This is a genomic window from Cellulomonas sp. P5_C6, from assembly GCF_054049635.1.
The window spans coordinates 1-19,477 of the sequence record NZ_JBFULZ010000021.1; the positions used below are offsets into that span (position 1 = coordinate 1).

General features: G+C 72.9%; 28 protein-coding genes. 15 read left to right on the forward strand and 13 right to left on the reverse strand.

Annotated elements, in window-relative coordinates; all coding sequences use genetic code 11:
- Both ACXJKG_RS04015 and ACXJKG_RS04020 read right to left on the reverse strand, forming a co-directional pair.
- On the reverse strand, positions 1-550 hold a 550-nt coding region (locus tag ACXJKG_RS04015; RefSeq protein ID WP_456844473.1), incomplete at its 3' end, for an MFS transporter.
- 80 nt (positions 551-630) lie between these two features.
- The gene (locus tag ACXJKG_RS04020) at positions 631-1,041 is read right to left on the reverse strand and encodes a type II toxin-antitoxin system PemK/MazF family toxin (protein ID WP_456844474.1); all 411 of its coding nucleotides are present in this window, start codon (positions 1,039-1,041) and stop codon (positions 631-633) included.
- Positions 1,042-1,100: 59 nt separating this feature from the next.
- Between ACXJKG_RS04020 and ACXJKG_RS04025 the strand changes: the two genes are divergently transcribed.
- On the forward strand, positions 1,101-1,529 hold the full coding sequence (locus ACXJKG_RS04025) for a VOC family protein (RefSeq protein WP_456844475.1): 429 nt from the start codon (positions 1,101-1,103) through the stop codon (positions 1,527-1,529).
- On the opposite strand, the gene ACXJKG_RS04030 is transcribed toward ACXJKG_RS04025, so the two are convergent.
- Positions 1,526-2,866, reverse strand: coding sequence for an NAD(P)/FAD-dependent oxidoreductase (locus ACXJKG_RS04030; protein ID WP_456844476.1), 1,341 nt, complete (start codon positions 2,864-2,866; stop codon positions 1,526-1,528). The two genes, ACXJKG_RS04025 and ACXJKG_RS04030, sit on opposite strands and share 4 nt — an antisense overlap.
- 139 nt (positions 2,867-3,005) lie before the next feature.
- Between ACXJKG_RS04030 and ACXJKG_RS04035 the strand changes: the two genes are divergently transcribed.
- Positions 3,006-3,443 carry a nitroreductase/quinone reductase family protein gene (locus ACXJKG_RS04035; protein ID WP_456844477.1) on the forward strand — a complete coding sequence of 146 codons (438 nt, stop codon included), beginning with the start codon at positions 3,006-3,008 and terminating at the stop codon, positions 3,441-3,443.
- Positions 3,444-3,453: 10 nt separating this feature from the next.
- Here the strand turns inward: ACXJKG_RS04035 and ACXJKG_RS04040 are convergent, their stop codons facing one another.
- Positions 3,454-3,678, reverse strand: coding sequence for a chemotaxis protein CheW (locus tag ACXJKG_RS04040; protein ID WP_456844478.1), 225 nt, complete (start codon positions 3,676-3,678; stop codon positions 3,454-3,456).
- 109 nt (positions 3,679-3,787) lie between these two features.
- Here ACXJKG_RS04040 and ACXJKG_RS04045 point away from each other — a divergent pair, with 109 nt between their 5' ends.
- Both ACXJKG_RS04045 and ACXJKG_RS04050 read left to right on the forward strand, forming a co-directional pair.
- Complete coding sequence (locus ACXJKG_RS04045) at positions 3,788-4,402, forward strand: class I SAM-dependent methyltransferase (protein WP_456844479.1); 615 nt, start codon at positions 3,788-3,790, stop codon at positions 4,400-4,402.
- A 72-nt stretch (positions 4,403-4,474) separates the two neighbouring features.
- Positions 4,475-4,735 carry a GlsB/YeaQ/YmgE family stress response membrane protein gene (locus tag ACXJKG_RS04050; RefSeq protein ID WP_456844480.1) on the forward strand — a complete coding sequence of 87 codons (261 nt, stop codon included), beginning with the start codon at positions 4,475-4,477 and terminating at the stop codon, positions 4,733-4,735.
- Positions 4,736-4,746: 11 nt separating this feature from the next.
- Here the strand turns inward: ACXJKG_RS04050 and ACXJKG_RS04055 are convergent, their stop codons facing one another.
- Both ACXJKG_RS04055 and ACXJKG_RS04060 read right to left on the reverse strand, forming a co-directional pair.
- The gene (locus tag ACXJKG_RS04055) at positions 4,747-5,091 is read right to left on the reverse strand and encodes a hypothetical protein (RefSeq protein ID WP_456844481.1); all 345 of its coding nucleotides are present in this window, start codon (positions 5,089-5,091) and stop codon (positions 4,747-4,749) included.
- A 21-nt stretch (positions 5,092-5,112) separates the two neighbouring features.
- A complete protein-coding gene (locus tag ACXJKG_RS04060; RefSeq protein WP_456844482.1) occupies positions 5,113-5,823 on the reverse strand; it encodes an alpha/beta fold hydrolase in 711 nt (236 codons plus the stop codon).
- Between the two features lie 132 nt (positions 5,824-5,955).
- On the opposite strand from ACXJKG_RS04060, the gene ACXJKG_RS04065 reads away from it, so the two are divergent.
- Positions 5,956-6,108, forward strand: coding sequence for a hypothetical protein (locus ACXJKG_RS04065; RefSeq protein WP_456844483.1), 153 nt, complete (start codon positions 5,956-5,958; stop codon positions 6,106-6,108).
- Positions 6,109-6,115: 7 nt separating this feature from the next.
- Here the strand turns inward: ACXJKG_RS04065 and ACXJKG_RS04070 are convergent, their stop codons facing one another.
- Positions 6,116-7,312 (reverse strand): RNA polymerase sigma factor, encoded by a 1,197-nt coding sequence (locus ACXJKG_RS04070; protein ID WP_456844511.1) that lies wholly within the window; start codon positions 7,310-7,312, stop codon positions 6,116-6,118.
- Positions 7,309-7,749, reverse strand: a complete 441-nt coding sequence (locus tag ACXJKG_RS04075; RefSeq protein WP_456844484.1) for a YciI family protein — start codon at positions 7,747-7,749, stop codon at positions 7,309-7,311. Before ACXJKG_RS04075 ends, ACXJKG_RS04070 begins: the two co-directional genes overlap by 4 nt.
- Positions 7,750-7,846: 97 nt before the next feature.
- Here ACXJKG_RS04075 and ACXJKG_RS04080 point away from each other — a divergent pair, with 97 nt between their 5' ends.
- From ACXJKG_RS04080 to ACXJKG_RS04100, 5 genes are all read left to right on the forward strand, one after another.
- A complete protein-coding gene (locus ACXJKG_RS04080) occupies positions 7,847-8,197 on the forward strand; it encodes a hypothetical protein (protein ID WP_456844485.1) in 351 nt (116 codons plus the stop codon).
- 26 nt (positions 8,198-8,223) lie between these two features.
- On the forward strand, positions 8,224-8,601 hold the full coding sequence (locus tag ACXJKG_RS04085) for a VOC family protein (RefSeq protein ID WP_456844486.1): 378 nt from the start codon (positions 8,224-8,226) through the stop codon (positions 8,599-8,601).
- Positions 8,602-8,612: 11 nt separating this feature from the next.
- Positions 8,613-9,350 (forward strand): VOC family protein, encoded by a 738-nt coding sequence (locus ACXJKG_RS04090; RefSeq protein WP_456844487.1) that lies wholly within the window; start codon positions 8,613-8,615, stop codon positions 9,348-9,350.
- Positions 9,351-9,386: 36 nt separating this feature from the next.
- Positions 9,387-10,496 (forward strand): epoxide hydrolase family protein, encoded by a 1,110-nt coding sequence (locus ACXJKG_RS04095; protein WP_456844488.1) that lies wholly within the window; start codon positions 9,387-9,389, stop codon positions 10,494-10,496.
- 99 nt (positions 10,497-10,595) lie between these two features.
- Complete coding sequence (locus ACXJKG_RS04100) at positions 10,596-10,769, forward strand: hypothetical protein (protein WP_456844489.1); 174 nt, start codon at positions 10,596-10,598, stop codon at positions 10,767-10,769.
- Position 10,770: 1 nt separating this feature from the next.
- Here ACXJKG_RS04100 and ACXJKG_RS04105 read toward each other — a convergent pair whose 3' ends face one another.
- Positions 10,771-11,139 (reverse strand): YciI family protein, encoded by a 369-nt coding sequence (locus ACXJKG_RS04105; protein ID WP_456844490.1) that lies wholly within the window; start codon positions 11,137-11,139, stop codon positions 10,771-10,773.
- Positions 11,140-11,447: 308 nt separating this feature from the next.
- Here ACXJKG_RS04105 and ACXJKG_RS04110 point away from each other — a divergent pair, with 308 nt between their 5' ends.
- Both ACXJKG_RS04110 and ACXJKG_RS04115 read left to right on the forward strand, forming a co-directional pair.
- Positions 11,448-11,807 (forward strand): hypothetical protein, encoded by a 360-nt coding sequence (locus ACXJKG_RS04110; RefSeq protein WP_456844491.1) that lies wholly within the window; start codon positions 11,448-11,450, stop codon positions 11,805-11,807.
- Positions 11,808-11,890: 83 nt separating this feature from the next.
- A complete protein-coding gene (locus tag ACXJKG_RS04115) occupies positions 11,891-12,817 on the forward strand; it encodes a cold-shock protein (protein ID WP_456844492.1) in 927 nt (308 codons plus the stop codon).
- Positions 12,818-12,862: 45 nt separating this feature from the next.
- Here ACXJKG_RS04115 and pdxR read toward each other — a convergent pair whose 3' ends face one another.
- Positions 12,863-14,287, reverse strand: coding sequence for a MocR-like pyridoxine biosynthesis transcription factor PdxR (gene pdxR, locus ACXJKG_RS04120; protein ID WP_456844493.1), 1,425 nt, complete (start codon positions 14,285-14,287; stop codon positions 12,863-12,865).
- A gap of 78 nt (positions 14,288-14,365) precedes the next feature.
- On the opposite strand from pdxR, the gene ACXJKG_RS04125 reads away from it, so the two are divergent.
- A complete protein-coding gene (locus tag ACXJKG_RS04125) occupies positions 14,366-15,352 on the forward strand; it encodes an aldo/keto reductase (protein ID WP_456844494.1) in 987 nt (328 codons plus the stop codon).
- Positions 15,353-15,360: 8 nt separating this feature from the next.
- Here the strand turns inward: ACXJKG_RS04125 and ACXJKG_RS04130 are convergent, their stop codons facing one another.
- The 3 genes from ACXJKG_RS04130 to ACXJKG_RS04140 form a co-directional block, all read right to left on the reverse strand.
- Positions 15,361-15,516: a hypothetical protein gene (locus tag ACXJKG_RS04130; protein ID WP_456844495.1), complete on the reverse strand. Its 156-nt coding sequence runs from the start codon at positions 15,514-15,516 to the stop codon at positions 15,361-15,363.
- A gap of 31 nt (positions 15,517-15,547) precedes the next feature.
- On the reverse strand, positions 15,548-16,186 hold the full coding sequence (locus ACXJKG_RS04135; RefSeq protein WP_456844496.1) for a YdeI/OmpD-associated family protein: 639 nt from the start codon (positions 16,184-16,186) through the stop codon (positions 15,548-15,550).
- A 134-nt stretch (positions 16,187-16,320) separates the two neighbouring features.
- A complete protein-coding gene (locus ACXJKG_RS04140) occupies positions 16,321-16,743 on the reverse strand; it encodes a RidA family protein (protein ID WP_456844497.1) in 423 nt (140 codons plus the stop codon).
- A gap of 254 nt (positions 16,744-16,997) precedes the next feature.
- Here ACXJKG_RS04140 and dnaK point away from each other — a divergent pair, with 254 nt between their 5' ends.
- Both dnaK and grpE read left to right on the forward strand, forming a co-directional pair.
- Positions 16,998-18,860 carry a molecular chaperone DnaK gene (gene dnaK / locus ACXJKG_RS04145; RefSeq protein ID WP_456844498.1) on the forward strand — a complete coding sequence of 621 codons (1,863 nt, stop codon included), beginning with the start codon at positions 16,998-17,000 and terminating at the stop codon, positions 18,858-18,860.
- On the forward strand, positions 18,857-19,417 hold the full coding sequence (grpE, locus tag ACXJKG_RS04150; protein WP_456844499.1) for a nucleotide exchange factor GrpE: 561 nt from the start codon (positions 18,857-18,859) through the stop codon (positions 19,415-19,417). The genes dnaK and grpE overlap by 4 nt, the downstream gene beginning before the upstream one ends.
- The last annotated feature ends 60 nt before the right edge of the window (positions 19,418-19,477 follow it).

The window sequence follows — 19,477 nt, forward strand, 5'->3', positions numbered from 1 at the left end:
CCAGGATCGCCTCGGCGGCGAACGGGAGCGCCTGTCCGGCGGCGAACAGGAACGCGCCGAGAGGCGGGCCCACCAGCTGGTTCACCGTGACGAACCCGGCCTGGATCCGGCTGTTGGCCAGGGCGAGGTCGTCGCGCTTGACCAGCATCGGGACCAGGGTGCTCGACGCGTTGTCCGCGAACGTCTCGGCCGTCCCCAGCAGGAACATCGCGGTCAGCACCAGCAGGATCGACGCGACGTCGGTGGCCACGGCGACCGCCAGCAGCACCAGCACGACGGTCCGCAGCGAGTCGACCAGGATCACCAGCCGCCGCCGGTCCAGCCGGTCCGTCAGCGCCCCGGCCCACAGGCCGAACACCAGCGGCGGCAACCACTGCAGCAGCGCGGCCAGGGCGACCAGGAAGGCGTCGTCGGTCCGGCTCGCGACGAGCAGCGGCCCGGCGGCGATGACGATGCCGTCGCCGAGGTTCGAGCTCCACGACGAGGCCAGCAGCCACCGGAACCTGGTGCCCAGCCGCGGGGGGACGACGACGTCGACGATCTGACTCACAAGGCCGAGACGCTAGTCGCCCGGAGCGACCCGGCGACACCACAATGCAGCGCGGTGCACCTCGTCTTCGTGCAGACGCATCACACGCGGTCCCCGGCCGCGCTGCGGTACCAGTCGACGAAGGCTTCACCCGGGACGCCGGAGCATCGGCGGAAGGCGGACCGGCGCAGGGACAACGGACGCAGGTTGAGCCAGCTGGCCTTCGGCAGCCCGGGAACACCCTGCGGCACTCGCACGTGGTCGCGGCGCGCGCTGCGGTCCTGCGACGTGAACCGGGCGACCTCGTACGTGCCGCCGTCGACGGCCAGCACGAGCACGGGCCGGTCCTTGCCGCCCGACCCGTCCTCGAACGGCACCAGCGCGAACCAGACCTCGCCCGGCCGGGGGCGCCGTCCCCGCGGGCGGAGCAACCACCCGAGCGCGAGGACGGCCGCGACGGCGCCGACGATCGCCCACGGGTGGGTCGCGGGCAGCTGGGCGATCTCGTTCATCCGCGCAGCGTAGGGGCCATAGTGGTGCCCTCCCTGCAGATCCGAGCGAAGGAGCTCCCGTGGACTGGACCCTCGAAGTCGTCGTCGTGCCGGTGAGCGACCTCGCCGCCTCCATCGCGTTCTACCGCGACCAGGTCGGGTTCGACCTGGACCACGAGACGGTGAACGAGTTCATGCACGTCGCCCAGCTGACCCCGCGCGGCTCCGGCTGCTCGATCGTGATCGGCAACCTGCCCTCGCAGTCCGAGATGGCGCCGGGCTCGCTGAAGGGGCTCCAGCTCGTGGTCGCCGACGCCGCGGCCGCCCGCGCGGAGCTGATCTCCCGTGGGGTCGAGGCCTCGGAGATCACGGTCTTCGACGAGCGCGACGGCGGAACGTTCTTCGGGTTCAGCGACCCGGACGGCAACTCGTGGGCGGTGCAGCAGCTCAAGGTCCGCGGCGAGAAGCCGCTGATCCCGCTCGACGCGCGGGGCCGGTTCGGCGCCTAGGACTCCGAGGCGAACACCCGAGGCCGCGGCRTCTCCTCCCCGTAGCCCCGTCGTCGCGCCCGCAGTGCCCGTGCCAGGAGCGCCGGCCGCAGGAGCAGCAGCGGCGATCCCATGAGGTGGTAGACGCGGGCCATCGACGCCTGCGCGAGGACGTCGCCGTGCGCGCCCAGCCGGCCGAGCTCGCGCGTCCACCGGGAGAAGAGGGCGGAGAACCGGGGCACGCGGCCGCCCGCGGCGGGATAGCGCAGGTCCTCGCTGGTGGCGATCTGCCAGGGGAGGTCGACCAGGCGGGCGAACCGCCGGAGCAGGCGTCGTGTGTGCCACCGGCCACGAACGGCCTCCCGCAGCGCGAGCGCCTCGAGCGCCGCGATGGTCACGCCCTGGCCGTACACCGGGTTGAAGGCGCAGAGCGCGTCGCCGACGACCAGCAGGCGGTCCGGCCACCCGCGCACCCGGTCGTAGTGGTGCCGCAGGTTCCCGGTCTGCCGGTGCAGTGCGACCTCGGCGGACGGGTCGCCGACGAGGGAGGCCAGGGCCGGGTCGGGGAGCGAGGCGAGGGATCCGACGAATGCCGCGTGGTCCCGCCCGGGCCGACGGTCACCGGACCCGACCGCGCAGACGAGCCAGCGGTCGCCCTCGACCGGCAGCGCGAGGCCGCCGGAGCGCTCGGGCGTCTGGAGCACCACGATCCCGTCGACGACGACGGTCCCCGTCGGCACCTGCACCTCCGCCGTCGCGTATCCCACGCGCGCGTCGACCTGGGTGGTCCGCGCGGGTCGCACACCCAGCCCCTCCAGCCAGTGCGGGAGCCGCGAGGACCGACCCGACGCGTCCACCACGAGGTCGGCCGGGACCGGTGCGCCGTCCTCGGTGTCGACGAACCACCGCGGCCCGCCGGACGGCCCGCGGCGAAGACCCTTCACCACCGTGCCGTCCCGCACCTCGACGCCCGGCAGGCGGAGCACCCGGCGCCGCACCACGTGCTCGAACAGCGGCCGGGTCGCGGACACGATCCCGTACTGCTCCGCGCGCGGCGCCCACCCCGACTCGCCCAGCCAGGCCAGGTGCCCGGTGTCCAGCGGCACGGCACCGGACGCCCGCAGGTCGGCGTCGACCCCCGGCAGCAGCTCCTCGATCRCGAGCAGCCCGCGGTGCAGGAACACGTGCGGCTGCCGCCCCTGCGGGACGCCCTTGCGCGGCCCGGGGGCGTCGGGCAGCACGTCGCGCTCGAGCACGACGACCGTCCGGCCCGCGCCGGCGAGCGCAGCGGCGGCGAGCGTGCCGGCGAGGCTGCCGCCGACCACCACCACCCGACGGATCTCGTCCCGATCGCGCATGCCGCCTCCCCCGGGACCAGCATGGCGCGGGACGGGGGCGGTGGGCAGTGCCCTGCGGAGATTCGGGCCGCCGGGTCGGGGGCGCGGCGGTCCTCGCCGTCGTCGCACCGGCGTACGGTCAGCGGGTGAGGAACCGCGCGTGACCAGCACCGTCGTGATGAGGACGCTCAGCGGGCTGCATCGTGCGCTCGTGAAGGTGAGCCGTGGCAGGTTCGGCGGCGACCTGCTCGGGTTGCCGTCCCTGGAGCTCACGACCGTCGGTCGCCGCTCGGGCAAGGCTCGGGTCTCGATGCTGACGGCGCCGCTGCAGGTCGGGCCGGCGCTCGTGGTCGTCGCGTCGGCCGGGGGCGACGACCGTCACCCCTCGTGGTTCCTCAACCTGCTCGACCACCCGCAGGTGCAGGTCGCGGTCTCGGGCGGCCGGCCGACGCCCATGCTGGCGAGGGTGGCGACGCCCACGGAGCGTGAGGAGCTCTGGCCCCGGGTCACCGCCGCGCTCTCGAACTACGCCGAGTACCAGGAGCGGACGTCGCGCGTGATCCCGCTCGTCTTCCTGGAGCCTGCCGCTCACCGGTGAGCGGCGGTGATCAGCCCAGCAGCGAGAGCAGCTGGCCGAACAGAGCCGACGCGCCCACGCCGATCAGGGTCCAGGCGATCATGCTGCCGCCCAGGTAGGCGGCGAAGCGTCCGTGCTCGCCGGCCGAACGTCCCCACCGCGGAGCCGGCGCCCAGCGCACGGTCTCGGACAGGTCGGCGACGCGACGCGACAGCGGGATCGGCGAGAGGGTGGGGGAGGTGGTGGCGGCGGACATGGCGTGCTCCTGGTGGGTGCTGGTTCGAGCGTCGGGATCGCCGACCTGACCATCGTCCCACCCCGGTGGGGTACCGGACCGGGCCGAAAGACCCACAGGAGGCGCTGGCGTGACGGGCGGAGCGGGGTACTGGGACGGGCAGGCGGCGACGTACGACCGCACGACCGCCTTCCTGGAGCCGAGGCTGTTCGCCCCGGCCCGTCGGTGGATCGCCGACCGCGTCTCGGGCAGCACACTGGAGGTCGCTGTCGGCACGGGCGCGAACCTGCCCTACTACGCCGACCGCGCCACCGACCTGACGCTCACCGACGTCAGCCCCGCGATGCTCGCCGCGGCGTCGGACCGGGCGGGGTCGCTCGGCGTCCCGGTCCGCCTGCTCCGGTCCGACGCCGCCGACCTGGAGCTGCCCGACGACTCGTTCGACACCGTCGTCTGCACCCTGGCGATGTGCTGCGTCCCCGACGAGCTCGCCGCGCTGCGCGAGCTGGCCCGGGTGCTGCGACCCGGCGGCCGGCTGCTGATGGCCGACCACGTCGAGTCGTCGGCACGCCTGGGCCGGGGGGTGCAGCGCGTGCTCGACGTGGTCACCCCGAAGCGGGCCGGGGAGCACCACCGCCGGCGCCCGTCGCTGCTGCTCGAGGACGCGGGCCTGACGCTGGTCGAGAGCGCGGCGTCCCGCTGGCGGCTGGTCGAGCGGGTCTGGGCGACGACGGCGCCGCGCTGAGTCCGCGACTCGCACCCGTCGACCTGCGCGGTCCCCCGACCCGGGCGCAGCGATATGCCCTAGTCTCGGCCCATGCTCATCCTCGGCCTGATCCTCTTCGGGATGCTCATCGGCGCCCTCGCCCAGCTCATCCTCGGCAAGGAACGCAAGGGCATCGACTGGACCATGGCGATCATCGCGGGCCTCGTCGGCTCGTTCGTCGGCGGCCTGCTGGCCAGCCTCCTCGCCGGCGACGGTCTGGAGCTGCGGCCCAGCGGCATCATCGGCTCGATCGTCGGCGCGATCGTCATCACGGCGATCTGGCGCGGGACCCTGGCCCGCCCGAAGGCCTGACCCGCGGGTACTCAGCGGCCGGGCTGCACGAGGGCGCGTCGCGTCACCATCTGCTGGCCGATGATCAGCAGGGCGAAGCCCCAGATGGCATAACGGTCGCTCGCGGCTGACGCGTGGACGAAGGACGACCCTTCGGAGCCGGCCATGCCCTTCAGGATCGCGTTCCAGTTGAGCGCTGCGATCAGGTTGCCGACGCCGATCGCGCACAGCAGCCCGCCGACCGAGAGCCAGCGGTGCGCCCAGTGTCGCCAACGGTCCGTCGGCGTGTCGCTCTCGAGGTCGCTGACCGCTTGCATGTTCTGACCTCCGCCTGGGATCCGCTCGGTGGGCTCGACGCTAGCGTCGAGCGCGGTCACCGGGGTGGAAACGGCCCCACGTCATCGATGGGCTACGAGACGACCCCGGGTGAGTAGAGCGCCCAGAGCGGCCGCGACGTCGCCGGGCTTCTCCTGGAGCACCATGTGGCCGGCCCGCTCGACGAGCACCAGATTCGCGCCCGGGATTGCCGCGGCCGTCTCGCGCGCCGTCTCGACGGGCATCAGCTGGTCGCCGAGGCCGTGGACGACCGTGGTCGGGCAGGTCAGCGTCGGAAGCAGCGGTCGTGAGTCGACCCGGTCGACGCAGGCCTGGAGCTGGCGGACGAACGCGTCGGGCCCGACCTCGTCCGCCAGGCGCCGCCAGACGGCGAGGAGCTCGCTGTCGTCCCGGTGGGCCGGGTCCACCAGCACCGGGAACGCCGCGTCGACCACGGCACGGTAGCGACCAGTCCGGGTGGCAGCGGCCTGCTTGCGGCGTCCGGCCGTCTCCTCGGCACTGTCCGGTCGGGCGGAGGTGCTGACGAGTCCGAGCGCGACGACCCGCTCGGGGGCGCGTCGGACCACCTCGAGCGCGACGTAGCCGCCCATGCTCGCGCCGACGAGGGCGAAGTGGTCCGGGGCCGAGTCGAGCAGTCTCTGGGCCATGCCGGCTATCGAGTCGTCACGCCGGGTGTCCGCTACCGTCACGGCGCCGTGCGCCCAGAGCGCGGGCACCAGGGAGTCGAACAGTCGCGCCGAGCACGCCAGGCCGGGGACGAGGACTGTCTGCATGCCCCGACCGTAGGCGCGGCCTCCGACACGCGACGGACTACCGGTCGGCCGCGACCCGTTCGAGCCAGTCGGACAGCAGGGCGGCTCGGACAGCAGGGCGGCCACGAGGCCGGGCTGGTCGAGGTGCACGTTGTGCCCGCCCGCGTCCAGCGTGACGAACGTCGCGCGGGGGTCGTGCTCGTCCTGCGCGCGCGCCCGGCCGCGGCGCGCCTGGTGTCCCGCGTGTCGGGCGCGGCCATGATCGGCCTGGGCCTCCTGCTCGGCGTCGAGCAGCTGATCCTCTGACCCCGCGCTACCGGCCGGCCCCGAGCCGGGCCACCTGGGCGTCGAGGTACCGACGCTCGGCCACGTTCGTCGACCGGCCCGCGGCCCGCCGGTAGTGCGCCAGCGCCAGGTCGTGCGCTCCCGCGAGCTCGTGGAGGTAGGCGCGGAGCTGGTCGACGCGCGGGAGCGTGTCGTCCACACCGTCGAGGATCTCGAGCCCGGCGGCAGGACCGTGGACCATCGACGCGGCGACCGCCCGGTTCAGGGTCACGACGGGGTTGCCCGTCATCCGGTCGAGCAGCTCGTACAGCGCGAGGATCTGCGACCAGTCGGTGGCGTCGGCGCTGGTCGCGCGGTCGTGGATCGCGGCGATCGCCGCCTGCAGCTGGTACTCGCCGACCGCGCCGCGGCCGAACGCCCGGTCGAGCAGCGCGGTGCCCTCGACGATCCGGCGACGGTCCCAGCGGCTCCGGTCCTGGTCGGCCAGCGGCACCGGGTCCCCGTGCGCGTCGATCCGGGCCGGCCGACGGGCGTCCGCGAGCAGCATGAGCGCCAGCAGCCCGGCGACCTCGGGCTCGTCCTCCGTCGCGTGCACCAGCCGCGCGATCCGGATCGCCTCGTCGGACAGGTCGACGCGCGTGAGGTCCTCGCCCGAGCTGCCCGTGTACCCCTCGTTGAACATCAGGTAGAGCACGCGGAGCACGCTGCGCAGCCGCGCCGGGTGCTCGTCGGCCGTCGGCATCGAGAACCGCTCGCCCGCGACCCGCTGCTTGGCGCGGCTGATGCGCTGCGCCATGGTCGCCTCGCCGACGAGGAACGCCCGCGCGATCTCCGCCGTGGTCAGCCCGCCGACGGCGCGCAGGGTGAGCGCGATCGCGGACGTCGGCGTCAGCACCGGGTGGCAGCACAGGAACAGCACGGTGAGCGTGTCGTCCTCGTGGGTCGCCTCGCCGACGTCGGGCTCGGCGGCGACGCGCAGCTCGCGGTCTCGTCGCGACACGTCGCTGCGCCACTGGTCGACCATCCGGCGCGACGCCGTCTGCAGCAGCCAGCCCCGCGGGCGCTCCGGGATGCCGTCCGTCGGCCAGTGCGTCGCGGCCGCGAGCAGCGCCTCCTGCACGGCGTCCTCCGCGGCGTCGAAGTCGCCCCACCGACGCGCGAGCGTGCCGACGACCTGCGGCGCGAGCTCGCGCAGCAGGTCCTCGACCCCGCCCGGGACGTTCAGCGCGCGTCGCTCGCCGTCTCGAGGAACGCGTTCATCTCCTCGACGTCGGACGGACCGTCCTCCATGATCCGGCGCACCTGGATCGGCTGCTGCGTCGGGACGCCGCCGCGACCGGGGACCGCGGACACGAGCGCGGCGATCTCCAGCGCGCGCGCCTCGGTCTCGGTCTCGACGATCTGGTAGCCCGCGACCCACTCCTTGAACTCCTGGAAGGGGCCGTCGGTGACCACGGTGGTGGCCCCGTCGGAGCGGACGACCTTGGCCAGGTCGGGTCCGGTGAGGATCTCGCCGCCGACGAGCTCGCCGTTGGCGATCAGCTCGCGGTTCAGCCGGCCGTAGTAGTTCAGGTGCTCGGCGACCTCGTCGTCGGTCCACTCCGACATGGGGGCGTCGTCCGGGCCGCTCTGGAAGTCCACGATCAGCACGTACCTAGCCATGTTGCTCCTCCTTCGTCGTGCCCAGGTTGGCACCATCACTCGTCGGACGGAGCCGACCGCCGTTCCTCTACATGGTCCACAGGAGTAGTTTCCGCGCATGGACCCGTCGTCCTCCACCCGGATGCCCGGCCGCCTCGTGCCCGCGAGCGGCGGCCACGTGCCCGTGCGCGTGCGGGGATTCCTGGAGGACGCCACGCCCGGCCGCGCCGGGCGATCCGAGCGGGGGTTCGCCGTGGTGCTGGCCCGCTCCGAGCACGACGTGGTCAAGGTCCTCGACGGCGGCACGGTCCTCGGGTTCCTGCCGCCCACCTGGTCGCAGACGATGGACTTCGAGCTGTGGTCGTGCGAGCAGGCGGGGGAGCCCGCGCTGGCGCGGGCGATCCTCGAAGGGCTCCCGGGCGAGCGCGACCTGTTCGTCATGCTCGACTGGCGTCGGCCGCGCGCCTGAGGGCCGACCGCCCGGATCGGAGCGCGATGCTCGGACGCCTGCACCACCTGGTCGTCGACTGTCCCGACCCGGACCTCCTCGCGCAGTTCTACGCGACCCTGCTCGGGCACCGGATCACGTACCGCTCGCCGGACTTCGTCGTCGTCGCGCCCGCTCCGGACACGTCCGGCCTCGCGTTCCAGCGCGCGCCCGACCACGAGCCGCCCGACTGGCCGGACCCGCACCGACCGCAGCAGATGCACCTCGACGTGATGGTCGAGGACCTCGACGACGGGGAGGCCGCCGTCCTCGCGCTCGGCGCGCGACGACTCCCGGCGGGCGACCACGTGTACGCCGACCCGGCCGGGCACCCGTTCTGCCTGATCCGCCGCCCGCCGTGGGCGCCGCCGCTGGACCTCTCGTAGGGTCGGTCAGCATGGCACTCCAGCTGGTCCAGGTGAACATCAAGGCTCGGGACGACGCGGCGGTCGGCCGGTTCTGGGCGGACGCTCTCGGCTGGGGGGTGTCCAGCGAGGGACCCGGCGTGACCAACGTGGAACCGGTCGGGTTCGCGTGGCCGGACCCGGTGGCGGTGTGCGTCGACGTCGTCACAGTCCCGGACCCTGGGACGGTGCGGTACCGCGCGCACCTCGACCTCGCCACCACGTCCGCCGCCCACCACGCCGACCTGGTCGCGCGCCTGCAGGAGCTCGGGGCGACGCCGGCCGGTGAGGGCGACGGGGACGTGCCGTGGACCGTCCTCGCGGATCCGGAGGGCAACGTGTTCCGCGTGCTCGAACCCCGCCCGGTCGACCAGGACACCGGACCGATCGCCGCGGTGGTGGTCCACTGCGCGGACCCGCGGGCCCTGGCCACGTTCTGGGGCGAGGCGACGGGCTGGACCCTGCACGACGTGACCGACGACCGCGCGAGGCTGCGATCGGCCGCGGGGGTCGGCCCGTACCTGGAGCTCGCCCGCACCCCCGACGTGGCGACCGTGCGCCACCGTGTGCACCTCGACCTGCTGCCGTACCCCGGTGACGATCAGGCGGCAGAGGTCGCCCGGCTGCGGTCCCTCGGCGCCACGGACGCCGACGTCGGCCAGGGCGACGCGCCGTGGAAGGTTCTCGCCGACCCGGAGGGCAACGAGTTCTGCGTCCTGCACCCACGCTGACGCAGGGATGTCGGAGGGCGTTCCTACCGTGGGCGCATGAGCATCCGACCGTTCCGCGTCGACGTGCCGCAACCGGTTCTCGACGACCTGCGCGACCGCCTGTCGCGCACCCGCTTCCTCGACGACTCGCCCCGCCGGCCGGAGTCGGGAATGACCGCGTCGTACCTGAGGGACCTCGTCTCGTCGTGGCAGACGTTCGACTGGCGCGCGCGGGAGGCCTGGTTGAACGAGCACCCGCAGTTCCTCGCCGACGTCGACGGCACCACGCTGCACGTCGCGCACCTGCGGTCGTCGGACCCGGAGGCGCCCGCGCTCCTGGTGATGCACGGCTGGCCGCACACGTTCGCGCTGCAGCTCGACTTCGCCGACCTGCTGCCCGACCTCGACGTGGTGGTGGTGAGCCTGCCCGGGTTCGCGTTCTCGCCCCCGCTCGACGGGCCGATCACCGAGCAGCGGCTGGCCGACCTGGTGCACGCGCTCATGACCGACGTGCTCGGCTACTCCCGCTACCTCACCTACGGCGAGGACCTCACGGCGAACGTGAGCGACCTCGTCGCCGCGACGCACCCCGAGGCCGTGGCCGGCATCGTCGTCACCCACGCGCACTTCCTCTCCCAGGAGGAGCAGCAGGCGTCGACCGACCCGACCGAGCGTGCCTTCTACGACCGCATGTCGGCCGGCTGGTACCAGCAGGCCGGCTACGCCCACCTCCAGGGCACCCGCCCCGACACGGTCGGCGCGGCCCTCAACGACTCCCCGGCCGGCCTGCTCGCGTGGATCACCGAGAAGCTGGTCGAGTGGAGCGACACCCCTGCCGGCGACCCGACCGCCGTCGAGAGGCGCATCTCACGCGACCGCATCCTCACGGAGGCCACGCTGTACTGGGCCACGCAGAGCATCGCCACCTCGTTCCGGCCGTACTTCGACGGCGCGGACGCGGTGATCGCCCCGGTCGAGGTGCCGGCGGCGGTCTTCGTCCAGCGGCACGAGCACGACAACCCGGAGTCGGTGGCGCGGGGGTTCTACCGGGATCTGCGGGTGTTCGAGCGGCTGCCCGAGGGCGGCCACTTCGCCGTCGCCGAGGTGCCGGAGGCGATGGCGGAGCGGGTGCGGCGGTTCGTCGGGGAGGTGCGTGCGTCGGGGTGATCTGCCTCACCTTCCTGCCGATGCGGCGCGTTCAGGTCTCACCATGAACGGCAAGCGGCCCGACGCCCCGCTGGCCGCCACCCTCGTGGGAGGTGTGCCATGGCCCAGGACGACACGGCGCTGCACTGCGGTGAGTGCCGGACCCGCTACCCCGTCGGTCGACTCGCTCGCGAGTGTGAGCTGACGCACGGCGTCCGGCTGGTCTACGACAACTCGAGCTTCTGGATGGGCGCCGGCGACACCGGTCCGCGCTACTCCGAGGCGCGCGGCTGACCTAGCTCCCGGCCTGGCGCAGCCACTCGTCCGTCTCGGGGTCCGCCATGAGCTCGCGGACCTCCTGCGCGCAGCGGCACCCGACGGCGATCTTGGCTGCCCACTCCAGCGCCTCGTCGCGTGTCGCCACCTCGACGACCGCGAACCCGCCGATGACCTCCTTGGTCTCCGGGTAGGGGCCGTCGGTGACCAGGCCGTCCGTCCCCACGACGCTCGCCCTCTGCCGCTCCAGCCCGCCGCCGAACACCCACACGCCTGCCTTCATGGCCTCGAAGACCACCTCGTGCGAGGCCTTGCCGACGTCGGGCCAGTCCTCGTCGGGGATGTGGTCCATCGCGCCGTCGTTGAACGAGATCAGGTACTGCGTCATCGCACGACTCCCTAGTCCAGCGGCCGCGGGCGGCGGCCTCTTACGGCTTCTACGAACGACTCAGCTCGGATCCGACGCTATGCCAGGATCTGCCGTGGAACTCGGCCGTTCGAGGGGGTGTCACGGTGGACCAGCACCGCGGGGGTACCCCCAGCGCACTCGCGCTCGTCGTCCTCGTCGTCGCGTTGCTGTCCGCCTGCACGGCCGGCCTCGAGCCCGCACCGACGGCGCCCGCCGTGCCACGGCCGCCCGTCGCGAGCTCTGCACCGGCAACCCCTGCCCCCGTCGCATCGGGCGAGCTGACGTGCGTGGCACCCGACGAGCAGGTGCTCGGGTGGCTGCACGGCAGGGTGCGCGACGACCTGCCCGCGTCCGATGCCGTGATGGTGGAGGTCGGACCCGGTGACAGCCCGAGCGAGACGTGGTGGGTCGTCGCGGCGAGGTCGTACTCGGACGCGTGGGGCCAGAGCGGTGAGTACAACCCCGTCACCTTCCTGACGACGGCGGCCGACGACTCGGGGGCCGGTCGCTGGATCGCCGTGGGCCGTGCGCTCGGCGCCTCCAAGGGCTCCACCGACTGGAGTGACGTCTCCTGGACCGGCGACAGGCTCGCGCGTGGTCAGCAGGCCCAGGCGCTGGCGCTGTCCTGCCTCGACGGATCGAGCTGACGAGGCGCCGACTGGAGGAAACGGGGTCCGGTCGGGGGGAGACTGGGCGACAGCAACCTTTCTGCGTCGACGAGGAGTCCACCGTGCCCGAGGGAACTGTCCGATGGTTCGACGCCGAGCGGGGGTTCGGCTTCCTCTTCCTCGGGGAGGGGACCGAGGACCTGTTCGTGCACGCGTCCGAGATCGTCGGCGACGACGGGACGAGGCTGCTCCGAGAAGGGCAGGTCGTCGAGTTCGAGCTGGGCGAGGGCGACCGCGGCCCGCAGGCTCGCCGCGTCCGGGTCACGGGCGACCACGCCCCCGACGCACCCCTGGGCGTGCTCGGCACGGTCTCCTGGTACGAGCCGGGCAAGGGCTACGGCTTCATCACGCCCGACGGCGGCGGTGCGGAGATCTTTGTGCACAGCTCGGCCATCGTCGGCGGCGGCGTGGTCTCGGACGGGCAGCGGGTGGCGTTCCTCGTCGTCGACGGGGAGAAGGGGCCGCAGGCGGACCACCTGCTCCCGCTCGGGCCCGACGCTCTCGGTCGACCTCGGGCGGCCGACGGCGCGGACGGCACCGTGTCCTGGTACGACGGCGAGAAGGGCTTCGGGTTCGTCACACCCGACTCGGGCGCCGAGGACCTCTTCGTGCACGTCCGGGCCCTGCCCGGCGGGGTCACGGAGCTGTCCGAGGGCGATCGCGTGACCTACGACGTCGGCACCAGCGAGAAGGGACTCCAGGCCCGCAACATCCGCCTCGTTCGTGGTGCGCCTGCGGCGTCGGGCCGCGGTCGGTCGGGCCCCCCGAGCGAGTACGGCGACTCCGTGCGCGGCGGCGAGGGCGTGGTCGCGCGGTACGACACGGAGCGCGGGTTCGGCTTCATCACCCCGGATGCCGGGGGTGCGGACCTGTTCGTGCACGTGTCGGTCGTGCGGGGCGCCGACGGGCTGCAGGAGGGCGACCGGGTCCGGTACAAGGTGCGCCAGAGTGATCGGGGACCGCAGGCCGACAGCGTCGAGCTGGTCTGAGCCGGGAGAGATGCGGCCGCGGCGACATGCGCCCATCCGCTGCCGTCACCGGGCCGCCTCGCCGATGACGGCGGCCAGCCGGGCCACCGCCTCGTCCACCCGCGCGTCGACCAGGTTCCCGTACCCGAGGACGAGCGCCGGGGCCATCGGATCCCCGAGGCGATAGCGGCCGGCCGGCACCACGCGCACGTCGTGCCGGGCGGCCCGCCGGGCCACCAGGTCCTCGTCGACACCGGCCGGAAGCCCGAGCACGACGTGCAGCCCCGCGGCCAGCCCCGACACGGGCAGGCTKGGCAACCGATGGTCGAGCGCCGCCGTCAGTGCCGCCCGGCGTCGTCGGTAGCGGACGCGGGCGGCGCGCAGGTGCCGGTCGTAGCCACCCTCGTCGAGCAGCGCCGCGCAGGCGAGCTGGTGCAGCGACGGCGGCGCGAACGCCTCGACGTCCAGCCCCGCCCGTGCGTCAGGAACGTCGTCGGGCGGTACGAGCCAGCCGATGCCGAACCCGCTCGCCAGCGTCTTGCTGAGCGAGCCCACCAGGGCGACGCGGTCGGGCGCGAGGGCGCGCAGCGCGGCCACCGGTCGGCGGTCGTACCGGAACTCGGCGTCGTAGTCGTCCTCGACGATCACGCCGTCGACCGAGCGCGCCCACCGCACGAGTGCCTCGCGTCGCGCAGGTCCGAGCGCGGCTCCGACCGGGAACTGGTGCGCCGGCGTCACGAGCGCCACACGTGCGCCGGTGCGTCCGGCCGCGGCCACCAGCGCGCGGGTGTCCACCCCGTCCGCGTCGACGGGCACCGGCACGGGCCGGAGCCCGGCGGCCGCGGCGGCGTCGCGCAGTCGCGGCCAGCTCGGGTCCTCCACGAGCACCGTCTCGTGCCCCGCGGCCCGCAGCGACCGTGCGAGGCGTGCCATGCCGTCCGCCGCACCGTGGGTGACGACGACCTGGTCCGCCTCGACGAGGACCGCGCGCGTCGCGGCGAGCCGGTCGGCGAGCACCTGACGCAGCGCGGGCACACCGCGAGGGTCCGGTGCGGCGAGGTCGCCCGGCGTCGCGGACGCGACGGCCGAGCGGACGGCCCTGACCCACGCCGCGAGGGGCAGGTGCCGCAGGTCGGGAACGCCGGGTCCGAGGTCGAACATGGGCCGGGGCTGGACTGCGATGCCGGAGACGTCGGTGGGTGCCGCCGTCTGCGCCGGCCAGGACGTGGAGGCCACGCGCGTGCCGGCACCGGTGCGCGCGTCCAGCACACCCTCCGCCACCAGGCCGCCGTACGCCTGCGTGACCACCCAGCGCGACACGCCCAGGTCGCGGGCCAGCGCCCGGCTGGGCGGCACCGGGTCACCGGGCCGGAGCCGCCCCTCGCGGATGGCGGTGCGCAGCGCCCGCTCGAGGGCGACGTGCGCCGGCCGGTCGTCCTCGAGGGTCACGAGCGCGTCGCCGGCCCAACGATTGGTCTGGTCGTGTTCCACAGGAATGGACCGTACTCCCGGTCCGCTACGTGCCTACCGTCGAGTGCAACACCCCAGCTGTGACGACGGAGGACACCCATGCAGCACCGCACCCTCGGCTCCGGCCCGACCGCCACGGACGTGAGCGTCCTGTGCCTGGGCACCATGAACTTCGGCACGCACACCCCGCGCGAGACGGCGTTCGAGGTCCTCGACCGGTTCGTCGACGCCGGCGGCACGTTCCTCGACACGGCGAACAACTACAACGCCTGGGACGCCGGCGGCCAGGGGCACGAGAGCGAGGACGTGATCGGCGCCTGGCTGGCGTCGCGCGGGCTGCGCGACCGCGTCCGCATCGCGACGAAGTGCGGCGCGGGCAAGAAGGACCCGTCCCTGCCGCTGTCGAACACCCCTCCGACGAACTACCAGGGCCTGGGCGCCGAGACGATCCGCCACGAGGCCGCCACGAGCCTGCGCCACCTCGGCGTCGACCGGATCGACGTCTACTACGGCCACGTGGACGACCGCGACACCGCCCTCGAGGAGACGGTCGGCGCCTTCGGCAAGCTCGTGGCCGACGGAGTGGTCGGCGTGCCGGGTATCTCCAACGTCACGACGTGGCGCGTCGTCGAGGCGCGCGAGACCGCTGCCCGCCTCGGCGTCGAGCCGTACGGCGTCGTCCAGCAGCAGGGCGGCGTCGCGTACCCCGGCCCGACCCCGTTCCGCTCCAACTGGGTGTCGGGGGAGCTCCTCGACTACGCCGCGTCCACGGGTGTCGACGGGCGCCCGCCGCTGGCCGTGACCGTGTACTCGCCGCTGCACCAGGGTGCCTACACGCGCGCAGAGAAGCCGCTGTTCGGCGGCGCCGACCACCCGAGCAGCCGTCGTCGGATCGAGGTGCTGCGCGAGGTCGCGCGAGAGCTCGGCGCCACGCCGAACCAGGTCGCCCTTGCCTGGATGCTCGGCGGGCCGACACCGGTCATCCCGATCGTCGGCGCCAGCTCGGTCGCCCAGCTCGACGAGACGCTGGGCGCGCTCGACCTCGACCTCGACGACGAGCTCCGCACGCGGCTCGACGAGGCCTGAGGCCCGGCTCAGCGGACCGGCGCCGCCGGCTGCGGTGGGGTCCAGCCCATCGCGGCGTCGGAGCCGCGGAGGATCGCGCTGGTCGGGGTGAGGCGCATGAGCCCGTTGCGGGCGCTCTGCCGCCGGCCGCCCCCGAGGTGGGAGCCGAAGCCGCCGGACGCCATCGAGGACCGGGCAGGCCGCGGCTCTACTACGTCATCGTGCTTCTGCCGCGGCAGCCGCGGCCCGCGCCAACCACCGCGGGACGTCGCCGTAGCGTTGGTTCGGCACGAGCTCGCCCTCGGCGCTGCACTCGATCAGCTGTGCCATCCGGCGGGCGCGGGTGACGTCCTGCTTGGCGGAGGTGATCCAGACGGCGCAGACCTTGCGGTAGGTCGCTGTCGACGCCTCCCAGAAGGCGGTGGCCGCCGGCGACGCAGCCAGCTCCTCGGCATACGAGTCCGGCAGTCCGGCCCACGGTCGCTCGTGACTGTAGGGCGCCTCCTCGCGGGTGCGCTGCTCCCAGATCGCCAACCCGCTCGGCTGCATCCGCCCCTCGGCGCGCAGCTTCTCGACGAGGTCGAGATTGACCCGGCTCCAGTGGGAGGTCTTCTTGCGAGGGGTCCAGCGTTGCCGCCGGGACTCGTTGTCGATGCGTTGCGCGACCGAGTCGATCCACCCCCAGCACAGTGCCTCGACGACCGCTTGCTCCCAGGTCAGGCCGCGATCAGCCGAGCCCTTGTTCCTCAAGCCCATCCACAGCAGCGTCTCCGTGTCGTGGTGCAGGGCCAGCCAGGCACCGAACTCCTCGGGACCGTCGAAGAAGCGCGCAGGTCGTTCGGGTGAGCCGCCCATCCGACCCGGAGTCTCGGACTCTGCCTGGTCACGTGTCATGCACCGAGTCTGCCGCCGAACGCGCCGCCGACATCGCCACCCACGCGCGACCAGAGAACCGCGATCGGTTCCCGGGCCGCCCGGCTACGGCGACCTCAGATCGTGCTCGGCGTCGGACGGATCGCGACCGCCTCGACCTCGACCAGCTGGTCGTCGTAGCCCAGGACGCTGACGCCGAGCAAGGTGCTCGGGGCGTCGTGGGTGCCGAAGGCACTACGGACGACACGCCAGGCGATGCCGAGATCGGCCTGGTGCGACGACGCTACGTAGACGGTCGTCTTGACGACGTCCGTCAGCTGCGCGCCGGCGGCCTGCAGTGCGATGACGAGATTCGCCATGACCTGTGCAGCCTGTCCGGCGATGTCGCCCACGGCGACCGTCTTGCCGTCGGCGTCGAGCGGGCAGGCCCCCGCGGTGAAGACGAGCTGGCCAGGCCCAGCAACAGCGGCGTAGGCGTAGGGCGCGTTCGCCGTCAGCTGCGGAGGTCGGACGAAGGTGATCGCGGGCTCGGACGACATGTCTCCGTGCTCCAGGTGCTCGCGTCGTGACTGCGGTGCGGGCTGCACCGGCGACCCACGCTAGCGGGCGGAGGGCACTTCCACCGCGTTCCCCACCCCGTCCGGGAATGCCTCGCCCGTCACCAAGGTTGAGCCCAACAGACTCAAGTTCGTCCTCTCGAGTTTGCGCGCGGCCCGAAGCCGACGCAGACTTGAGCCAGCCGGACTCAAGAGCGAGACGACTCATCCCGCACGACACGAAAGAAGGCACACACATGGCACGAGCAGTCGGCATCGACCTSGGYACCACSAACTCGGTGGTCKCTGTCCTCGAGGGCGGCGAGCCCACGGTCATCGCCAACGCCGAGGGGTCGCGCACGACGCCGTCGGTGGTCGCGTTCTCCAAGACCGGTGAGGTGCTGGTCGGCGAGATCGCCAAGCGCCAGGCCGTCACCAACGTCGACCGCACGATCACGTCCGTCAAGCGCCACATGGGCACGGACTGGTCCACGAGCATCGACGACAAGAAGTACACCGCGCAGGAGATCAGCGCGCGGGTGCTCTCCAAGCTCAAGCGTGACGCGGAGGCCTACCTGGGCGAGCCCGTCACCGAGGCCGTCATCACGGTCCCGGCGTACTTCAACGACGCCGAGCGCCAGGCCACCAAGGACGCCGGCGCCATCGCGGGCCTGAACGTCCTGCGCATCATCAACGAGCCCACCGCGGCGGCCCTGGCCTACGGCCTGGAGCGCGGCAAGGAGGACGAGCTCATCCTCGTCTTCGACCTCGGCGGCGGCACGTTCGACGTGTCCCTCCTCGAGGTGGGCAAGGACGACGACGGCTTCTCGACGATCGAGGTCCGCGCCACCTCCGGTGACAACCGCCTCGGCGGCGACGACTGGGACCAGCGCATCGTCGAGTTCCTCATCTCCGAGGTGAAGAACTCCACGGGCGTCGACCTGGGCAAGGACAAGATCGCCGTGCAGCGTCTGCGCGAGGCGGCGGAGCAGGCCAAGAAGGAGCTCTCGTCCGCGACGAGCACCAACATCTCGCTGCAGTACCTGTCGATGAGCGAGAACGGCCCGGTCCACCTGGACACCAAGCTCACGCGCGCACAGTTCCAGCAGATGACGCAGGACCTGCTCGACCGCACCAAGTCGCCGTTCCAGTCGGTCATCCGTGACGCGGGCATCAAGCTCGCGGACATCGACCACGTGGTCCTCGTCGGCGGCTCGACCCGTATGCCCGCGGTCACCGAGGTGGTCAAGGAGCTCACGGGCGGCAAGGAGCCCAACAAGGGCGTCAACCCGGACGAGGTCGTCGCCGTCGGTGCCGCGCTGCAGGCCGGCGTCATGAAGGGCGACCGCAAGGACGTCCTGCTCATCGACGTCACCCCGCTGAGCCTCGGCATCGAGACCAAGGGCGGCGTGATGACCAAGCTCATCGAGCGCAACACGGCCATCCCGACGAAGCGGAGCGAGATCTTCAGCACCGCCGAGGACAACCAGCCGTCCGTGCTGATCCAGGTGTTCCAGGGCGAGCGCGAGTTCGCGCGGGACAACAAGCCGCTGGGCACGTTCGAGCTGACCGGCATCGCGCCGGCCCCGCGTGGCGTGCCGCAGATCGAGGTCACCTTCGACATAGACGCGAACGGCATCGTGCACGTGTCCGCCAAGGACCGCGGCACCAACAAGGAGCAGTCGATGACGATCACCGGCGGCTCGGCCCTCCCCAAGGAGGACATCGAGCGCATGGTGCGCGAGGCCGAGGAGCACGCCGCCGAGGACAAGGCGCGTCGCGAGGAGGCCGAGACCCGCAACACGGCCGAGCAGCTGGTCTACTCGACCGAGAAGCTGCTGGTCGACAACGCGGACAAGCTGCCCGAGGACGTGAAGACCGAGGTCCAGACCGCGGTCACCGAGCTCAAGACGGCGCTCGCGGGCACCGACGTCGACGAGGTCAAGGCCAAGCACTCGGCCCTGCTCGCGGTGAGCCAGAAGATCGGCGAGGCGATCTACTCGGCGGACAACATGGCGGCCAACGCGCCGGCCGACGAGCAGCCTGCGGCTGACGCGTCGTCCGACGAGGACGTCGTGGACGCCGAGATCGTCGACGACGAGGACGAGGCGGTCAAGTGACCTCCGGGACCGACGACGCCGGCGACGACCTGACCCCCGAGGAGCAGGTTCTCGCCGACGCCGAGTCCATCGCGGCAGGCGCCGAGGAGGAGGTCGTCCTCGAGGGTCTCGTGGCGGCCGAGGCGCTCGCGGCGGAGCGGCTGGACGAGCTCCAGCGGTCCAAGGCGGCGTACTACAACCTCGAGCAGCAGTACTCCGGGTTCGTGAAGCGGTCGAAGGCCGACGCCCTCGCCGCCCACGACCGTGGGGTGCACGCGATCGTCGAGGCGCTGATCCCGGTGCTGGACGACATCGAGCTGGCCCGCCAGCACGGTGACCTCACCGGACCGTTCGTCTCCATCGCGGAGAAGCTCGAGGCGACCCTCGGTCGCTTCGGGGTGGTCCGCTACGGCGAGGTCGGCGAGGCGTTCGACCCCGCGGTCCACGAGGCGCTCATGCACGCGCACTCCGCGGACGTCACGGAGCCGACCGTGCAGATGGTGCTGCAGCCCGGCTACCGCACCCCCGACCGGGTCCTTCGGGCCGCCCGCGTCGCGGTCGTGGACCCCGAGGCGTAAGAACCGCAGTAGCGTCCGAGCATCTACGGGCCCACACCCGTAGATGCTCGGACGTCACCC

What these genes read in the sequence shown, in the direction of transcription:
- ACXJKG_RS04020 (WP_456844474.1), bottom strand. Translation starts at nt 1,041, where the DNA reads ATGAACGAGATCGCCCAGCTGCCCGCGACCCACCCGTGGGCGATCGTC.
- ACXJKG_RS04040 (WP_456844478.1), bottom strand. Translation starts at nt 3,678, where the DNA reads ATGTCCGCCGCCACCACCTCCCCCACCCTCTCGCCGATCCCGCTGTCG.
- ACXJKG_RS04100 (WP_456844489.1), top strand. Translation starts at nt 10,596, where the DNA reads ATGGCCCAGGACGACACGGCGCTGCACTGCGGTGAGTGCCGGACCCGC.
- ACXJKG_RS04090 (WP_456844487.1), top strand. Translation starts at nt 8,613, where the DNA reads ATGGCACTCCAGCTGGTCCAGGTGAACATCAAGGCTCGGGACGACGCG.
- ACXJKG_RS04080 (WP_456844485.1), top strand. Translation starts at nt 7,847, where the DNA reads ATGGACCCGTCGTCCTCCACCCGGATGCCCGGCCGCCTCGTGCCCGCG.
- ACXJKG_RS04075 (WP_456844484.1), bottom strand. Translation starts at nt 7,749, where the DNA reads ATGGCTAGGTACGTGCTGATCGTGGACTTCCAGAGCGGCCCGGACGAC.
- ACXJKG_RS04135 (WP_456844496.1), bottom strand. Translation starts at nt 16,186, where the DNA reads ATGGGCGGCTCACCCGAACGACCTGCGCGCTTCTTCGACGGTCCCGAG.
- ACXJKG_RS04105 (WP_456844490.1), bottom strand. Translation starts at nt 11,139, where the DNA reads ATGACGCAGTACCTGATCTCGTTCAACGACGGCGCGATGGACCACATC.
- ACXJKG_RS04060 (WP_456844482.1), bottom strand. Translation starts at nt 5,823, where the DNA reads ATGCAGACAGTCCTCGTCCCCGGCCTGGCGTGCTCGGCGCGACTGTTC.
- ACXJKG_RS04125 (WP_456844494.1), top strand. Translation starts at nt 14,366, where the DNA reads ATGCAGCACCGCACCCTCGGCTCCGGCCCGACCGCCACGGACGTGAGC.
- ACXJKG_RS04140 (WP_456844497.1), bottom strand. Translation starts at nt 16,743, where the DNA reads ATGTCGTCCGAGCCCGCGATCACCTTCGTCCGACCTCCGCAGCTGACG.
- ACXJKG_RS04095 (WP_456844488.1), top strand. Translation starts at nt 9,387, where the DNA reads ATGAGCATCCGACCGTTCCGCGTCGACGTGCCGCAACCGGTTCTCGAC.
- ACXJKG_RS04050 (WP_456844480.1), top strand. Translation starts at nt 4,475, where the DNA reads ATGCTCATCCTCGGCCTGATCCTCTTCGGGATGCTCATCGGCGCCCTC.
- ACXJKG_RS04130 (WP_456844495.1), bottom strand. Translation starts at nt 15,516, where the DNA reads ATGGCGTCCGGCGGCTTCGGCTCCCACCTCGGGGGCGGCCGGCGGCAG.
- ACXJKG_RS04085 (WP_456844486.1), top strand. Translation starts at nt 8,224, where the DNA reads ATGCTCGGACGCCTGCACCACCTGGTCGTCGACTGTCCCGACCCGGAC.